Source organism: Pseudooceanicola sp. NS-SX9 (assembly GCF_057380705.1).
Window position 1 is genome coordinate 2,517,129 of sequence record NZ_CM170818.1, and the last position, 15,925, is coordinate 2,533,053.

At 68.5% G+C, this 15,925-nt stretch carries 13 protein-coding genes and 3 tRNA genes; 13 read left to right on the plus strand and 3 right to left on the minus strand.

Annotated features, from left to right (window positions below; genetic code table 11):
- Positions 1 to 53: 53 nt before the first annotated feature.
- From AC2ITM_RS11930 to AC2ITM_RS11940, 3 genes are all read left to right on the plus strand, one after another.
- A tRNA-Glu gene (locus AC2ITM_RS11930) sits at positions 54 to 128 on the plus strand.
- A 24-nt stretch (positions 129 to 152) separates the two neighbouring features.
- Positions 153 to 227 (plus strand) — tRNA-Glu (locus AC2ITM_RS11935).
- A gap of 24 nt (positions 228 to 251) precedes the next feature.
- A tRNA-Glu gene (locus tag AC2ITM_RS11940) sits at positions 252 to 326 on the plus strand.
- Positions 327 to 536: 210 nt separating this feature from the next.
- On the opposite strand, the gene AC2ITM_RS11945 is transcribed toward AC2ITM_RS11940, so the two are convergent.
- A complete protein-coding gene (locus AC2ITM_RS11945) occupies positions 537 to 1,406 on the minus strand; it encodes an aldose 1-epimerase family protein (protein ID WP_486466863.1) in 870 nt (289 codons plus the stop codon).
- Between the two features lie 244 nt (positions 1,407 to 1,650).
- Between AC2ITM_RS11945 and AC2ITM_RS11950 the strand changes: the two genes are divergently transcribed.
- Together AC2ITM_RS11950 and AC2ITM_RS11955 are read left to right on the plus strand one after the other, a co-directional pair.
- Positions 1,651 to 2,406, plus strand: coding sequence for a FadR/GntR family transcriptional regulator (locus AC2ITM_RS11950; RefSeq protein ID WP_486466864.1), 756 nt, complete (start codon positions 1,651 to 1,653; stop codon positions 2,404 to 2,406).
- A gap of 978 nt (positions 2,407 to 3,384) precedes the next feature.
- Complete coding sequence (locus AC2ITM_RS11955; RefSeq protein WP_486466865.1) at positions 3,385 to 4,839, plus strand: MDR family MFS transporter; 1,455 nt, start codon at positions 3,385 to 3,387, stop codon at positions 4,837 to 4,839.
- A 39-nt stretch (positions 4,840 to 4,878) separates the two neighbouring features.
- Here AC2ITM_RS11955 and AC2ITM_RS11960 read toward each other — a convergent pair whose 3' ends face one another.
- Entirely contained in the window at positions 4,879 to 5,751 is an 873-nt protein-coding gene (locus AC2ITM_RS11960) for a LysR substrate-binding domain-containing protein (protein ID WP_486466866.1), read from the minus strand.
- Positions 5,752 to 5,850: 99 nt separating this feature from the next.
- Here AC2ITM_RS11960 and AC2ITM_RS11965 point away from each other — a divergent pair, with 99 nt between their 5' ends.
- Both AC2ITM_RS11965 and AC2ITM_RS11970 read left to right on the plus strand, forming a co-directional pair.
- Entirely contained in the window at positions 5,851 to 6,843 is a 993-nt protein-coding gene (locus AC2ITM_RS11965) for a YeiH family protein (RefSeq protein WP_486466867.1), read from the plus strand.
- 135 nt (positions 6,844 to 6,978) lie between these two features.
- A complete protein-coding gene (locus AC2ITM_RS11970; protein ID WP_486466868.1) occupies positions 6,979 to 7,878 on the plus strand; it encodes a hypothetical protein in 900 nt (299 codons plus the stop codon).
- A 16-nt stretch (positions 7,879 to 7,894) separates the two neighbouring features.
- Here the strand turns inward: AC2ITM_RS11970 and AC2ITM_RS11975 are convergent, their stop codons facing one another.
- Positions 7,895 to 8,518 carry a response regulator gene (locus AC2ITM_RS11975; protein WP_486466869.1) on the minus strand — a complete coding sequence of 208 codons (624 nt, stop codon included), beginning with the start codon at positions 8,516 to 8,518 and terminating at the stop codon, positions 7,895 to 7,897.
- Positions 8,519 to 9,210: 692 nt separating this feature from the next.
- On the opposite strand from AC2ITM_RS11975, the gene AC2ITM_RS11980 reads away from it, so the two are divergent.
- The 6 genes from AC2ITM_RS11980 to AC2ITM_RS12005 all read left to right on the plus strand — a co-directional run bounded on the left by AC2ITM_RS11980 (position 9,211) and on the right by AC2ITM_RS12005 (position 15,856).
- Complete coding sequence (locus AC2ITM_RS11980; protein ID WP_486466870.1) at positions 9,211 to 9,735, plus strand: putative pterin-binding protein; 525 nt, start codon at positions 9,211 to 9,213, stop codon at positions 9,733 to 9,735.
- A gap of 131 nt (positions 9,736 to 9,866) precedes the next feature.
- On the plus strand, positions 9,867 to 12,392 hold the full coding sequence (locus AC2ITM_RS11985) for a hybrid sensor histidine kinase/response regulator (RefSeq protein WP_486466871.1): 2,526 nt from the start codon (positions 9,867 to 9,869) through the stop codon (positions 12,390 to 12,392).
- Positions 12,393 to 12,731: 339 nt separating this feature from the next.
- Positions 12,732 to 12,908, plus strand: coding sequence for a hypothetical protein (locus AC2ITM_RS11990; RefSeq protein ID WP_486466872.1), 177 nt, complete (start codon positions 12,732 to 12,734; stop codon positions 12,906 to 12,908).
- Entirely contained in the window at positions 12,908 to 13,813 is a 906-nt protein-coding gene (locus tag AC2ITM_RS11995; protein ID WP_486466873.1) for a glycosyltransferase family 2 protein, read from the plus strand. The genes AC2ITM_RS11990 and AC2ITM_RS11995 overlap by 1 nt, the downstream gene beginning before the upstream one ends.
- A 29-nt stretch (positions 13,814 to 13,842) precedes the next feature.
- Positions 13,843 to 14,856, plus strand: coding sequence for a glycosyltransferase family 2 protein (locus tag AC2ITM_RS12000; RefSeq protein ID WP_486466874.1), 1,014 nt, complete (start codon positions 13,843 to 13,845; stop codon positions 14,854 to 14,856).
- A complete protein-coding gene (locus AC2ITM_RS12005; protein ID WP_486466875.1) occupies positions 14,831 to 15,856 on the plus strand; it encodes a glycosyltransferase in 1,026 nt (341 codons plus the stop codon). The genes AC2ITM_RS12000 and AC2ITM_RS12005 overlap by 26 nt, the downstream gene beginning before the upstream one ends.
- The last annotated feature ends 69 nt before the right edge of the window (positions 15,857 to 15,925 follow it).

Here is a 15,925-nt window from a genome sequence, read left to right on the forward strand (position 1 = left end):
TTCCTCTTGCGAAGTCTGACGGGTTTTCATAGAACCCGCCTCACGCCAAGCGCGGCCCGTTCGTCTATCGGTTAGGACGTCAGGTTTTCAACCTGAAAAGAGGGGTTCGACTCCCCTACGGGCTGCCATTGGCTAAGATATCGCAGTGCATTGGCCCGTTCGTCTATCGGTTAGGACGTCAGGTTTTCAACCTGAAAAGAGGGGTTCGACTCCCCTACGGGCTGCCATGCACAGGTGATAGCATCAGCGCTGGCCCGTTCGTCTATCGGTTAGGACGTCAGGTTTTCAACCTGAAAAGAGGGGTTCGACTCCCCTACGGGCTGCCACGCTTTCCTGATCCATTCCTGAATATCCTGCCCTTTGGCGGGATTTTCGCGTTTCTAGGGGGCGCTGCCCCCGTCTTCCTGCGGAAGACTCCCCCGGAGTATTTCCGGTCAGATGACAGGGAACCGGGGTTCTTCATCATCTGACCATAAATACTCCCGCCGGAGGCGGCCCGCCCGATCTCCGAAGAAACGCGGACGGGCCCGCCCGGATCAGACCTCGATGGTGACGCTCCAGCCGAAGCGGGCGGTTTCGCCGGGGGGCAGGATCAGACTGTCGGGACGATCGGCAACCTCGGGACCGGCGCCGATGCGGGCGGCCATGCCATGCCAGGGCTCGATGCACAGGAACGGCGCGCCGGGCTTGGTCCAGATGCCGAGGTTCGGCGCGTTCTCGAAGGTGAAGCTGAGGCCGGGGCCGCCGGAGACGCCATAGCGAAGGCCGGTGCCAGCCCCACGGGGGAAGACCATCGCATTGGCCTCAAACAGTTCATCGCGGATCGTCACATGCCCGGCATGGAACGGCGAGGCAAGGCTGGCATCGGTCAGGAAACCGTCTTCGAGACGGGCCAGCTCGGGCTCGGCACCATTGTCGAGGACGACCTCGTGCGGGCGACCTTCGGCCCCCGGCAATGGCCAGGCGAAGGCGGGGTGGAAGCCAAGACCGAAGGGCATCGGGCGGTCGCCGGTGTTGGTGACCTGGGCGCTTTGCATCAGGGTCAGGCCTTCGACCGCATGGGTGATCTCCAGGCGGAAGGGACGCGGGTAGACGGCGCGGGTATCGGCCGTGTCGGTCAACACATGGCGGCACATGCTGTCGCTGGCATCTTCCAGCCGGAAGGTCGAGAGACGTGCAAAGCCATGCTGGCGCATCGGGGCGACATGACCATCGACAGCGATCGTGTCATCGGGGCCACGGCCGACGATGGGGAAAAGAATCGGCGCGCGGCCGCTCCAGAAGGCGGGATCGCCGTGCCACAGCCAGGCGGCCCCGAAGGCCGAAATGTCCTGCAGTTCGGCACCGGCGGCGGACACCGTCACGCTGAGCTCGGGGCTGTGGATCCGGGTAAGGTCTTGGGTCATGGGGGGGCTCCGGCCAAGGTCTGGGATGGCCTGGACCGTGCCGCAGGCCAAGGCCTTGATATTGTGCCCTCCGGCAAGGGGGAAGCCCAATCCGCGCGGTGTCGGGCCCAACCGGCCCGGCTGCTTGCCGTTCAGGCAGGCCGAAGGATTGTTCCGGCATACAGTCCCGCTGTTGCGGCATGTCGTCCCCGGGGCTGCGCAAATCGTCGCTGCACGGCGGCCCCGTCATGATTAACTGGTGCACATGGCCCAGTTTGCTGCACCGGAACACCTCAGAGACGACCTGCCGCTGCCGACCGGGCCGCGCACCGCCATGGCGATTGCCGCCTGGTTGGGGCGTCGCATCGCCCATGGCCATCTGGCGGAAAGCAGCCCGATGCCTGCCGAAGCCGCCTTTTGTGCCCAGACCGGCCTGTCGCGCAGCTGCTACCGCGAGGCCCTGCGCAAGCTGGCCGCCAAGGGCATGGTGCTGACCCATGTCGGCCGCGGCAGTCTGGTCGCCCCGCGCGAGCACTGGACGCTGCTGGATGCCGAACTGTCGACCTGGTGCTTTTCCGATGAAGGCCCCGGCCTGTGGTACCTGAGCGCGCTCAGCGAGGCCCGCAGCCTGCTGGAGCCCCGCGCCGCCGCCCTGGCTGCACGGCATCCTGCCCGCGGCACGTCGGGCGCGCTGCAACGGGTCGAGCGCCTGATGCGCCGCGCCGCCGAAACCGGCTCTGGCTGGCCGGATGCCAAGGCCGCCTTCCATGCGTCGATCCTGAGCGGCAGCGGCAATCCGGTGCTGGCCTCGACCGCGGTGCCACTGTCTGGCTGCGCCCGCCACATCGAGGTGCTGCGCGGCCGCAGCCTCGATGCCCGCCGCCTGGCCCGCCACCTGGGCCTGCTGTCGCTGATCGCCGCCGGCGCCGCCGACAGGGCCGAGGCCGCGATGCTGCGCCTGCTGGAACACGATCACCGCCAGGCGCGCCCCTGGCTGGCCATCACCGCCGCCCCCTGCTAGGTTCCGAACCCGTCAACCGGCTTCCCCGACCTTTCGCCCATGCTTCATTTCCGTCATCAGAGGTGACTCTGGCGCGTCTTGATCTGGCCGACGGCGCATGGGAACCGATCCGGCTGCTTCCGCGCAACAAGCCGTGCGGCGTGGTACGGGGGGCGATCCAACGGTCTCTTCCGGCGGCTGAGAACCGGATCGCCCTGGCGCGATATGCCTGAACGCCACGGCCCGCGCACAACCGTCCGCAACCGCTGGGCAAGGGCCGGATTTCAGGTGCATGTCTTTGACATCTATTTCAGAAAAACCTCATACAGCATGCAGTTCACCGACAGCTGGATCATCCGCGCTCACCAGCAGGCGGCCTCGGGCAAAACGGCGGCGAGCATCACGCCATCGGCCGTGCCCGTGGCAGACTGGGCCCCAAGCGCGACGCCATGGCCGCTCATCGCGGCCTGCCCGTGGCGATCAAACTGTCGCCGGGGCCGGCCCTGGACAAGACTGCAGTCGCTGATTTGCTGGCAGCGCATCCCGCACCCGGCGACGCCGAGGCAAACCATGGACAGGCGCCCGTGCCATCCTTGAGCGGACACCGCACATGGCCGATGGGGGCATATTCCCATGCAGCCGCGAGCGGGAGGTTCAGCGTACAGCCGATCCCGCGATTTGTCGCCTGCGCAGCCTGGCCTATCGTTTATCCATCAATCTCAATCACTTCCGAAATATCACGACAGGCTACCAGAGGACTGCCCGAAACGACCTTGCCGCCCACCTCCTCGCTTCCTCTCGACGATGGGCGAGGCCTTATCAATCCACTTCCCGGTCCCCGGCCGCCGCCGCGATGCGCCGGGCGGGCCGGAAGTTCACGGGCGCGTGTGTCCGCTTGCGAAGCGCGTGATCCTTGACACGCCTTCGTGCCCGGGCGACCACCTGCGCCAACGATCCGGCCCGCCCGGCGCCGGGCGTTCCCTGACCAAGGATACCGCCATGCCCCCCTCTGCCCCGACTGCGGCACCGCCCGCGCCGGATGATCACGCCGCCCGCAACCGGCTGGTGATCGGCCTGCTGATGTTCTCGACCTTCGCGGTGATCCTGAACGAGACAGTGATGGGCGTCGCCCTGCCACGGCTGATGCACGATCTGGGCATCACCGCCAGCCAGGGCCAGTGGCTGACCACCGCCTTCCTGCTGACCATGGCGGTGGTGATCCCGATCACCGGCTTCCTGATCCAGGGCCAGAACACCCGCACCATCTTCATCCTGGCGATGAGCCTGTTTTCCACCGGCACACTGCTGTGCGCGCTGGCGCCGGGGCTGGCGATGCTGATCCTGGGGCGCATCGTGCAGGCCTCGGGGACGGCGATCATGATGCCGCTGCTGATGACCACGGTGATGACGCTGGTGCCACCGCAAAGCCGTGGCAGGACGATGGGCAACATCTCGATCGTGATCTCGGTGGCGCCGGCCATCGGGCCGACGATCTCGGGGCTGATCCTCGAGGTCCTCAGCTGGCGCTGGCTGTTCATCGTCATGCTGCCCGTCGGGCTGGGGGCGCTGACGCTGGGGGCGCGCTACATGGTCAACGTGACGACGCCGCGCAAGGTCCGGCTGGACCTGGTGTCGGTGCCGCTGTCGGCCCTGGGCTTTGGCGGGCTGGTCTATGGCCTGTCGGCCATCGGCGAGGGCCACGGCAAGGGCGGCCCGCTGCCGCTGTGGCTGCCGCTGGCGGCGGGGGCGCTGGTGCTGGCGGTCTTCGTCTGGCGGCAACTGCGGCTGGCGCGGCAGGACCGGGCGCTGCTGGATCTGCGCACCTTCGGGGTGCGGGTCTTTACCGTCGCGGTGATCATGATGGGGCTGGCGATGATGTCGCTGTTCGGCATGATCATCCTGCTGCCGATCTACATGCAGAACGTCCTTGGCCTGTCGACGCTGCAGGCGGGGCTGCTGCTGCTGCCGGGCGGGTTGCTGATGGGGGTGATGTCGCCCATCGTCGGGCGCCTCTTCGACCGTTTCGGCGCCCGCAAGCTGGTGATCCCCGGCGCCATTGCCGTCAGCGCGGGCCTTTGGGTCATGACCACGCTGTCGATGACCTCGCCAGTATGGATGGTGCTGATCGCGCATGTGCTGTTCAGCTTCGGGCTGGCCTTCCTGTTCACGCCGCTTTTCACCTCGGGGCTGGGGTCGCTGCCGAAACACCTGTATTCGCACGGATCCGCGACACTGGGGACGGTGCAGCAGGTGTCGGGGGCGGCGGGGATCGCGCTCTTCGTCTCGGTCATGTCGATCCGCATCGGCGCCGAGATGGCCAAGGGTGCCGATCTGACCGCCGCCACCGCCGCGGGCCTGCACCTGGCGCTGACCTGCGGGGCGACGATCTCGCTTCTGATGATCGTCGCGGGGTTCTTCGTGCGCCGCCCGCCGCCCGGGCCGCAACCCGACTGATCCCGTCAGGGGGGCCCGCTTTGGCGGGCCCTTTTCCGTTCAGGGATCCCCCAGCAGATCCAGCAGCGCCTGCACCGCGCGGGTCCGGTAGCGCTGCGGATGCACCAGCACCGAGAAGTCGCGCCGGGGCGGCGCCACCCAGGTGACGGGGCGCGCCTGCAACCCCGGCACCGGCACGCGCGAGGACAGCAGGCTGGCGTACCCCCCCGCCGCGATGGCCGACAGGATCGCCTCGTTCGACTCCAGGATCATCGCCACCGGCAGATCCTGCACGCGCAGCCCCAGCTGCGCCAGATGCGCCTCCTGCACCGCCCGCGTGCCCGAGCCCGGTTCCCGCAGCAGCCAGTCATGCTTTAGGTAATCCGCCGCCTGCACCGGGCCGCGCGCCAAGGGGTGATCGGCGCCGGTGACCAGGACCAGCTCGTCCCGGGCGACGACGCGGGTGGTCAGATGGGCGGCCTGCACGGCCCCCTCGACCACCCCCAGATCGGCACTGCCCTGGGCGACGGCCTCGGCCACCTGGGCGGAATTGCCCAGCCGCAGCGTGATCTCGACCCCGGGATGGCGGGTGTGCAGCGCCACCAGCCGCGCCGGCAACCAGTAGGACCCCGCTGTCTGGCTGGCGATCACCCGCAGCCGCCCGCCCGCCTGCCCGGCCAGATCCTGCAGGACCAGCTCGGCGGTGTCGGCCTGGGCCTGCAGCGCCTTTGCAGTTGTCAGAAAGCGGCGCCCGGCCTCGGTCAGCTCGACCCGGCGGCCGACGCGATCAAAGAGGCGCAGCCCGTGGCGGTCCTCCAGCACCCGCAGGGCCGAGGACACGGCCGATTGCGTCAGGTTCAGCGCCTCGGCGGCGCGGGTGACATGCTGGCGTTCGGCGACGGCCAGGAAGATGCGGATCTGATCAAGGGTCATGGCAATTGATTAGGAAAATCGAACGATCATAGCAAATGAATCCGTTGGATTGATGGGTTTCACGGCGCGATCATCCCCGCATCGCACAGGAGAGACCCCATGCCGATGATCGACGCCCTGCCCCGCCCCTTCCGAATGCCCCGAACCCTGCCGGGTCTGGCCCTGTCCGCCGCGCTGGCGCTGATCGCCCTTGGCCTGAAGCAGCTGATCGGCTGGGGCGCGCTGTCGCCGCTGATCCTGGCGCTGGTGCTGGGGATCGGGCTGCGCACGCTGACCGGGCCGCTGCCGGCGGTGGCGCCGGGCACGGGATTTGCCGTGCGCCCGGTGCTGCGCGGCGCCATCGTGCTGCTGGGCTTCCAGATGACGCTGTCGCAGCTGGTGGCGGTGGGTCCGCGCGGCGCGGCGGTGATCCTGGCCTGCCTGCTGGGCACCTTCGTCTTCACCAAGGCCGCCGCCCGCCTGCTGGGGGTCGAGCCGAAGCTGGCGGAACTGATCGCGGCCGGCACATCGGTCTGCGGCGCCTCGGCGGTGCTCGCGTGCAATTCCGTGACCCGTGGCGGCGACGAGGACGTGGCCTATGCCATTGCGGTCGTTGCGGTCTTCGGCACGCTGTCGATGCTGGGCTACCCGGTGGTGGCGCATCTGGCGGGGCTGTCGCCCGATGATTTCGGCCTCTGGTCCGGGGCCTCGATCCACGAGGTCGCGCAGGTCGTCGGCACCGCCTTCAGCGAGGGGCAGCAGGCCGGGCAGACGGCGACGGTGGCGAAACTGGCCCGGGTCATGCTGCTGGCGCCGCTGATCCTGGGGCTGGGGCAGCTGCGGCGGGGCACGGGCGGGCGCGCCCCCACCCCCTGGTTCGCCTTCGGCTTTGTCGCCGCCGTGGTGCTGAATTCCGTCCTGCCCCTGCCCCAGGCCCTGCGCCACGACCTGACCTGGCTGTCCTCGGCGATGATGACGCTGGCCATGGCCGCCATGGGATTCGAGACCGACCTGCGCCGCCTGCGCGCCCGCGGGCTGCGGCCACTGGCCCTGGGGGCGCTGGCCTGGGTCTTCATCGCCTCGCTGGGGCTGGCGCTGGTGGTCCTGCTCTGAGGTCACAGTCGGGGCCCCGAGGGCGGTTGCCCCCTCGACAGGGGGGCGGTTCCGGGTCTACCCGGGGCCCCGGGACCCATGCGGCCGCACCTGCCCGTCGAAGGCGGGGCCCGCCGCCAGACAGGACAGATGACCATGACCGCCCTTCGCCTGATCGCCGGCGCCAGCCTGCTGAGCCTTGCCCTTGCCGCGCCGCTGCTGGCTGATGACCGCTGGCATTACGAGGCCACCGTCCTGGCCGACCGCGATTCCGCCGACGACACCAGCCCCGCGGGCGATGTGGCGCTGCAACTGCAGACGCGGATCAGCGCCGGGGTGGCGGCCAGCCGGTCCTTCGACACCGGCGCCGGGAAGACCGCGCTGACCTTCGGCCTGTCCAAGGAAAACTACCCCGACAACGCCGATCTGGGCCGCGTCTACCTGGATGCGGGGGCCGAGACGGTGCATCCGCTGCATCTGGGCGCGCTCAGCCAGCTGCGGCTGGGGATCGACCTGCGCGATGCGCTGTCGAATGACGGCTCGGAACAGATCTATTCGCGGGTGCGGGTCTCGGGGGCGCTGCGCTTTACCCCGGCGCCGCGCAACATCCTGCAACTGCGCCTGCGGCTGGGCTACCGCGACCAGAACGAGGCCAATACCTTCAAGGGCTACGACCAGTCCGAAACGCTGCTGGATGCGATGTACCTGTGGGCCGCGCCCGACAAGCACCGCCGCCTGGCGCTGACCGCCTGGTACGAGGGGCGCGATGCCGATTACGCCAAGTTCAGCTATGACGAGCTGGGCGCCCGCCTGATCGCCCGCCAGGACCTGACCGAGGATCTGCAACTGGTCGGACGGCTGGGCGGCTACAGGCGCGACTACGTGTCGGGCGGCCGCGAGGACAAGCGCCTGACCACCGCCATCGGCATCGAATACGCCCTGACCGCCGCCACCACGCTGGAGGCCTACACGGGCTGGGAACGCAATGCCTCGACCTATGCCGACAAGCGGTTCCAGGGCGGGCTGGCCGGGATGCAGATGACGGTGCGCTTCTGATCCCCGCAGGGCCTGTTCAGAACAGGCCCTGTTCCTTGGCGATCATCGCCGCCTGGGTGCGGTTCGCCGCGCCGATCTTGCGATAGAGCGTCTTGACGTGCAGCTTGATCGTCGGTTCGCGCAGGTCCAGATCCCGGGCGATCTCCTTGTTGGACTTGCCCTGGGTCAGCCCCTCCAGCACCTGCATCTCGCGTTGCGAGAGCGCCTCGGCCAGGGGATGGCTGTTGGCGGCCTCTTCCTCGGCGGCGCGCATGAAGTCGAGCGGCGCGTATTGCTCGCCCATGGCCATGAAGCGGATGGCATTGACCAGGGATTTCGCCGGCAGCGTCTTGGGCAGGAAACCCGCAGCGCCGGCCTCAAGCGCCTGTTCCGCGATGTCGCGCGTCGCCGTCCCCGAAATCAGCGCCACCCGGCGCGCATTCGGCATCTGCATCACGTCGCGCAGCCCCGCCAGACCGTTCATCCCCGGCATCGAGAAATCAAGCAGCACAAGATCGTAGGCCGCAGAAGCGGCCTCGATCAGGGCGCGCGCCCCGGGAAGATCCGCCGCGGTGTCGATCTCAAAGTCGGACTCGTGGCTGATGTACATGTTCAACGTGTCGCGCAGAAGCTCATGATCATCTGCGATCAGTATTCTCATCCCCTGCCCCGATGTTGTGGCATTGGTGGCCGTGGCCGGGACCCATCATAACATGACCGCCGGACCGGCTTACACCCTTTTTTGAAGACCCTGTTGCCAAACGGGTCGCCCTGGCCGCTCAGCTTAAATGGCACATATCGTTTCCAAATTTCATCCCCCCTCACCTGCCGCAGGAATGGCACAGCGGCGGGAAAATCACCGGCCTGGCCCGCGACAAAGAGGCGATTCTGGCTGCGGCCCCTCGACTCCGATCAGGCGCCGGAAATATATGCAAAAAAACGGACGGATTTTGAGGCAGCGCTGCAACATGACGATATATCCTGCAGTCCGCACTCGGGCAGAGGCCGTGGGTAGGGCATTTCTCCATTGACGTGCGTCCGACGATTTCCGACGGTCGCGAGGGCGCAGCAACACTTTGTTCGCGCATCCGGCTCTGCTGCACAATCTGAAGGCGTGCCCCCGGCCCGCCCCGATCAGAGAACCGCTGTGGCCGCCGGCCAGTATGGGCCGAATTCATGCTGGGCTTTCAAAGATTTGCGAAGGGTTCACGACCACTTCGCCGGGACCGGCGCCGCGCGCGCCTATCCCGTCGGATAGTCTTGGACACCCGGATGATCCCGGGACAGGGAAGGTCATTTATGTCATATCCAGGCCGACCCGGTTCTGTTGTAGAAAATGAAAGAGCAACCGACATGAGCCCCGACACCATGCGTCTCTTCCGTCCTCTCGCCCTTGTTGCAGCACTTGTGGCGCTGCCGATGGCCGCCCTTGCGGGCGAACTGCCGAAACCGGAAGGCAAGGTCATGCTGACCGTCTCCGGCAAGATCTCGAACACCAATGCAGATGGCACGGCCCAGTTCGACATGAAGATGCTGGAAAGCATGGATCCCGTCACGGTCGAGACCTCGACCATCTGGACCGACGGCGTGCAGACCTTCACCGGCGTGCGCCTGCACGACCTGATGGAAACGGTCGGCGCCGATGCCGATAGTCTGGATGCCACGGCCATCAACGATTACGCGGTCCAGATCCCGAAATCCGACTGGAGCGAGGACGGCGCCATCGTCGCCTACCTGCAGAACGGCAAGCCCATGTCGATCCGCGACAAGGGGCCGCTCTGGGTCGTCTATCCCTTCGACCAGGACAAGAAATACCAGACCGAGGTGACCTATTCGCGTTCGATCTGGCAACTCGACAGGATCATCGTCGGCAAGTGAGCGGACTGTAAACCCGAATGACGGAGTCGCCGCCTTTCGATCTGGACGCGCAGCCCATGCGGCGGCGAACCCGGGCCCGTGCCGGGTTCGCCGTCTCTGCGCTTGTCTGCTGTGTGGCCCTTGTGATCGGCATGGCCTTCCTTCTGCTGAAGGAAATCGACCAGCTGAACGAAGCGGATTCCGACAACCTGCAATGGGGCCTGTCGCAGGCCGACGTGGAATTCCTGCGCTTTCACCTGGCGCTTGAAAAGGCGCGGGCAGATCACGCGCTGCTCGACGAGATGCGCCAGCGCTTTGACGTTTTCTACAGCCGCATGGCCACCCTGTCGCGCGGCGATGTCTATACCGGCATGCGCGACGCCCCCGGCTTTGAGCAGACCCAGTCCATCATCATGGACTTCCTGAACGAGACCGTGCCCCTGATCGACGGGCCGCAGGACCAGCTGATCACCGCCCTGCCGCATCTGTCGGACGAGGCCGACAAGGTCGGCGAGACGGTGCGCGCCATGTCGCTGTCGGGCCTGATCGCCTTCGCCGAGATATCCGACGACAAGCGCGAGGGGCTGGTGCACACCCTCTTTGGCGGCGCCGCGGTGCTGGCCATGGTCTTTGCCGGGCTGGTGCTGCTGTCCTACGCGCTTTACCACCTCTTCCAGCTGGCCGAGCAGCGCTCGCGCGATCTGCGCGAGGCGGGCGAGCGGACAAGGACCATCGTGGCGACCTCGGCCGATGCCATCGTGGTGATCGACGACGCGGGCACCATTCGCGAATTCAACCCCGCCGCCCAGGCGATCTTTGGCTATTCGCGCAACGAGGCGCGCTATCGCAACGCCATCAGCCTGATGTTCCCGCGCGAGGATGCCGCCAAGCTGCGCGCCGGCAAGCTGCATTTCTTCGAGGACGCGAGCTTTTCCGACGAATACGAACAGCGCTTCGAGATCACGGCGATCGACCGCAACTGGCGCCGCTTCCCGGCGGAATTCTCGGTCGCTCGGGCCGAGGCCGGTCCGCTGCTGATCGTCTACGTGCGCGACATCTCGCGCCGCAAGGCGGCCGAGAACGCCCTGAAGGACGCCCGCGACAAGGCGCTGGCCGGCGAACGTGCCAAGGCCGAATTCCTGGCCGTCATGAGCCACGAGATGCGCACGCCGCTGAACGGGATGCTGGGCTCGATGCAGCTGATGCATGACCAGGACCTGAACGAAAAGCAGTCGGCGCTGCTGGAACGGATGGAATATTCCGGGACCCAGCTGCTGAACCTGGTCAATGACGTGCTGGAGCTGTCGAAGTTCGAGGCCGGCAAGGTGACGGCGGAAAACCGGCCCTTCTCGGTGGCGGACCTGCTGGAGGGCGTGGTGGAAACCACCTCGCCGCTGGCGGCGGCGAATGGCAACGTGCTGCGTTGGACCTGGCTGGGCTCGACGCAGGATCACGTGATCGGCGACCAGCGCCGCATCCGCCAGGTGCTGCTGAACCTGGTCGGTAATGCCGTCAAGTTTACCCGCGACGGCCATGTCGACATCGAAGTCGAGCGCCTGGGCGATGGCCGGGGCCTTGAATTCCGCGTCATCGACAGCGGCATCGGCATCTCGGCCGAGGACCAGGAGCGGATCTTCCAGGACTTCGAGACCCTCGACAGCTCTTACGCGCGGCAGGCCGGGGGCACCGGGCTGGGCCTTGGCATCTCGCGCCGGCTGACCCAGATGATGGGCGGCGAGATCGGCGTGGAAAGCGAGCCGGGCGAAGGCAGCCTGTTCTGGCTGCGCCTGCCGCTGATCTTCGGCGCGGGCGATGTGACGCGCGAACAGGCCACCGCCCTGCCGCCCCCCGCCACCAAGCGGGCGCTGAACCTGCTGCTGGTCGAAGACAACGAGATCAACCGCTTCGTCGCCCGCGAGATGCTGGAGAAGGAAGGCCACCGCGTCACCGAGGCGGTGAACGGGGCGGCCGGTGTCGAACAGGCCGAAGCCGAGGAATTCGACGTCATCTTGATGGATATCTCGATGCCGGTGATGGATGGCCCCGAGGCAACGCGGCGCATCCGCGCCAGCAACGGCCGCTCGGCCCGTCGCCCGATCATCGCCGTCACCGCCCATGCCCTGCCCGAAGAGATCGCCCGCTTCCGCGAGGCCGGGATGGACATGGCGATTTCCAAACCCATCGACCGCAAGGGCCTGCTGGCCGCCCTGGCCGAGGTCACCGGCCTGGCTGTCGAGACCCCGCCCCCGCCCGCCGCCGCCATGGTCGCGCCGGAACCGGCCCGGGCGCCGCTGCTGGACCGCGAACGCCTGGACATCCTCTGGGCCGGCCTGCCCCCGGCCGAGCGCGGCAAGCTGATGCAGCGCTTCCTGGCCGAGATGGACGGCGTGATCCCCGCGATTGCGCAGACCGATCCCGACGCCGACAGCCCGGAACCCGGAACCCCAAACCGGGACGTGCTGATTGCACGGGTACATCAATGCGCGGGCAACTGCGGCACCTTCGGCCTGATGGGCCTGCGCGCCGCCCTGGCCGCGATCGAGACCGCAGGCAAGCGCGGCGATACCATCAACCGGGTCGAACTGGTGGCCCTGATGGCGCTGTGGAAACGCTCTCGGGAGGCGCTGACGACCTGGCTTGCCACCCAGCAGGCCGAGGCCGAGGGCGATCACGCCTGACCAGCGGCCTGCCTGAGCTGCGCATCGCAACCTTCTGACACGACAGCCCTTCTGCCCTGATCCGGGGCGGAAGGCGGCTGCCCTCTCCGGTTGGACGGGGGGCCTCCCATCCGAAAGGATAGGAGATCAGCCAGTTGCGCCATCCCCCTGTCCGCGCGCGCGCAGGCCCTTTGGCGCGCCGCTTGCTACCAAGAGGATACCGGATCTCCCATCGGATCCGGGCTCACTCACGGAGCAACCGCCATGACACGGACCGATCGACAGTCTCTTTACCAATGCCTTGCCCGGATGACGCCTGTCCGCGCAAGACGCGTCCGGAACGGGCTGCGGTCCGGCGTCATGGCGGCCCCCGTGGCCCTGGCTTTTGCCCTGTTGGCCTGTGCGGTCCTGGCGCTGCTGTCGCTGCCGCTGGCCGCCGCCGCGCTGGCCCTTGGGCTGCTGCTGGCGCCCCCGCCGCAACCGGCGCGGGTTCCGGTCCGCCCCACCAACCGCCGCCCGCAGCCGGGGCGCCGCTGATGCCGCGCTTTACCGTCATCATCCCCTGCCACAATGCCGAGGCCACGCTGGCGGACACGCTGGACGCGCTGGTGGCCCAGACCTTCGAGGGCTGGAACGCGCTGATCATCGACGACGGCTCCTGGGATGGCACGCGCTGCGTCGCCTGGGAATATGCCGGGCGTGACCGGCGCATCGGCCTGGCGGGCAGCCACAACCGCGGCACCGCCACCGCCCTGAACCTGGCCCGCCATCTGGCCAACGGAGAGCTTCTGGCCTTCTGCATGCCGCAGGATGTCTGGGCGCCGGGCAAGCTGGCCTGCATGGATCGCGTGTTCCGCGAAGCGCGCGTCGGCGCCGCCTACGGCCGCGTCAACGTGCTGGGCGAGGACCGCGTGCTGCCGGTTTCGGCCCCCGCAGGCCGCGTCGTCACCATGCCCATGCTGCTTGAGGACAACCCCGTGGTCACCCTGTCGAACCTGACGCTGCGCCACAGCGTCTTCGTCGACAGCGGCGGCTTCGACGAAACCCTGCGCGGCCAGCCCGACCTGGAATATCTGGTGCGTCTGGCCGCCTGCGGCCACCGGCTGATCGGCATCGACAGCGTCACCACCCATGTCCGTCCGCCGCTGGAGCCGCAACTGGACCAGCTGGATGCCCTGCGCCGCGGCCGCCAGGCGGCGCTGCGCACCGCCCGGGACTATGGATTTCGCCCCGCCCGCACCGGCGAGGCTCTGCGCCTGCGCCGGATGGCAGATCGCGCGTTGCGCGACGATGCCCCGGGGCTCCAGGCGCTGCGCCTTGCGGTGGACGGGCTGATCGCCAGTCCCGCCGGTTTTCTGCCCACCGGCCTGCCGACGCTTGGCCGCGCGCTGCTCAGGCCGCTGATGCCGCGCCGCCTGCGCCGCGCCCTGTTCGCCCACTGACCCCGCCATTCAGCCCGAAGGAGACCGACATGCCGAGGGCAAGCCTGATCGTTCCGGCCTTCAACAATGCCACCACCCTCAGCGCCACGCTGCGCGACCTGCTGGGGCAGAGCTTCCGCGACTTCGAGATCCTGGTGATCGACGACGGGTCCAGCGATGGCTCGCAGACGGCGGTCCGGGCCCTGGGGGCCACGCGCATCCGCCTGATCCAGCAGCGTCCGCGCGGCATCGCCGGGGCACTGAACACCGGCATCGCCCATTCCCGCGGCGCCTTCCTGGGCTTCTGCGCCCCCGGCAGCCGCTGGGAACCGGGCATGCTGCAGGCCCATGTCGCCCGGCTGGAGGCGAACCCCGCCCTCGGGCTGTCGTTCTCGGCCCGCCGGCTGATCGTGCCCGGCCGCGCCGATCTGCCCTCGGGGCAGGCAACCGGGCCCGGTGCGCTGGACCTGGCGGGCCTGCTGCGCCTCGATCCCGTGGGCGAGGCCTCCTCGGCCGTGATCCGCCGCAGCGCGCTGCAGGCCATCGCCTTCCGGCCGCCGCAGGAATCCTTGCGCGACTGGTGGTTCGACGAGGCCCTGCCCGGCACCGGCGCCCGCGACGCCTGGCTGCGCCTGGCGCTGACCACCGACTGGGAGATCCGCGGCCTGGAGCAGCCCCTGCTGCGCAGCCCCCTGACCCAGGCCGAAGCCGAAGACGCCGAATGGCAGGCGCTGTTCGACCGGCTGGCCCGCATCGCCCCCGATCAGGCGCGCCGCCACCGCAATGCCGCCACCGCCCTGCGCCTGCGCCGCATGGCCGCCCGCGCGCTGCATCTCGGCCAGCCCGACGCCGCGCGCCAGATGCTGACCGCCGCCTGGGCGCTGGCGCCGCTGACATTGGGCGCGGACACCCTGCCCAGCCTCTCGGTTTCTGCCGGGCTGGCCTCGGGGGTGCTGCGCCGCCACCTGCCCGGACGCCCGTCCGACACCGCCCCCGCCGACGCTTTCGTCCGAAGCGCACTGCCGAAGGAAAGATCCCATGCTGCGCATCGTCCATCTCGTTGAAGACACCGCCCCTATGGGCATCCTCCGCTATCTTGAGTTCCTGCAGCAGGACGCGCCGCTCGCGGCCCTCGCCCGGCATGACATCGTGACCGTCACCGGCGTCGCCGCCCTGTCGCTGACCCCGCCGCCGGATATGATCGTGTCGCATCTGGCGATCACCTGGAACGGCCTGCCGCGGCTGATGAGCCTGCGCTCGCGCTATCCACGCGTGCCGATCCTGCATATCGAGCACCGCTACTGCGAAGGCTACATGGTCGCCAATCCCGGCGCCCGGCAGGGGCTGCGCACCCTGCTGCGCAGCGCCTATGCCCTGTTCGACCGCATCGTCGCGGTCAGCCAGGCCCAGGGCGACTGGCTGTCGCGCCGCGGCATGGTCCATCCCGGCGCCCTGACGGTGATCCCGCCCAGCATCCTGCTGGAGGCCCTGCCCAAGCTTGCCCCCGCGACCGGCCCGGTGCGCACCATCGCGGCCCTGGGCACGCTGGACCGGCAGAAGGGTTTTGATATCCTGATCCGTGCATTCCGCACCCTCGGGCGCCCGGACCTGCGGCTGCACATCCACGGCCGCGGCCCGCAGGCCGATGCGCTGATGCAGCTGGCCGCCGAGGACCGGCGCATCCGCTTCATGGGGCTGACCGCCGATCCCTTCGATGCCTATGCCGATTGCGACGCGGTGGCGATCCCGTCGCGATGGGAGCCCTTCGGCCTGGTCGCCCAAGAGGCCAATGCCGCCGGGCGCGTGGCCCTGATGAACCCGGTCGACGGGCTGCGCGGGCAGCTTGGGCGCGGCAACATCGCGGTCGCCGAACATTCCGAGGCCGGCTGGGCGCTGGCCCTGTCGCAACTGACCGAGGCCGCCGCAGCCCCCGCCTGCCCCGACCGGGCGCTGGCCGGGCCCGGCGCCGCCCGCAGCGGCTGGATCGGGCTCATTCACCAGTACCTCGACCCGCGCGGCGAGGCCGCCAGCCGTGACCGCATCAAGCTGGTCTCGATCTCCTGAAGGGATGCTGCCGGAAAGCATGGACAGGGGCGCAAGCTTCCGTTATAGCCCCTGACCTTGCGCTTGCCG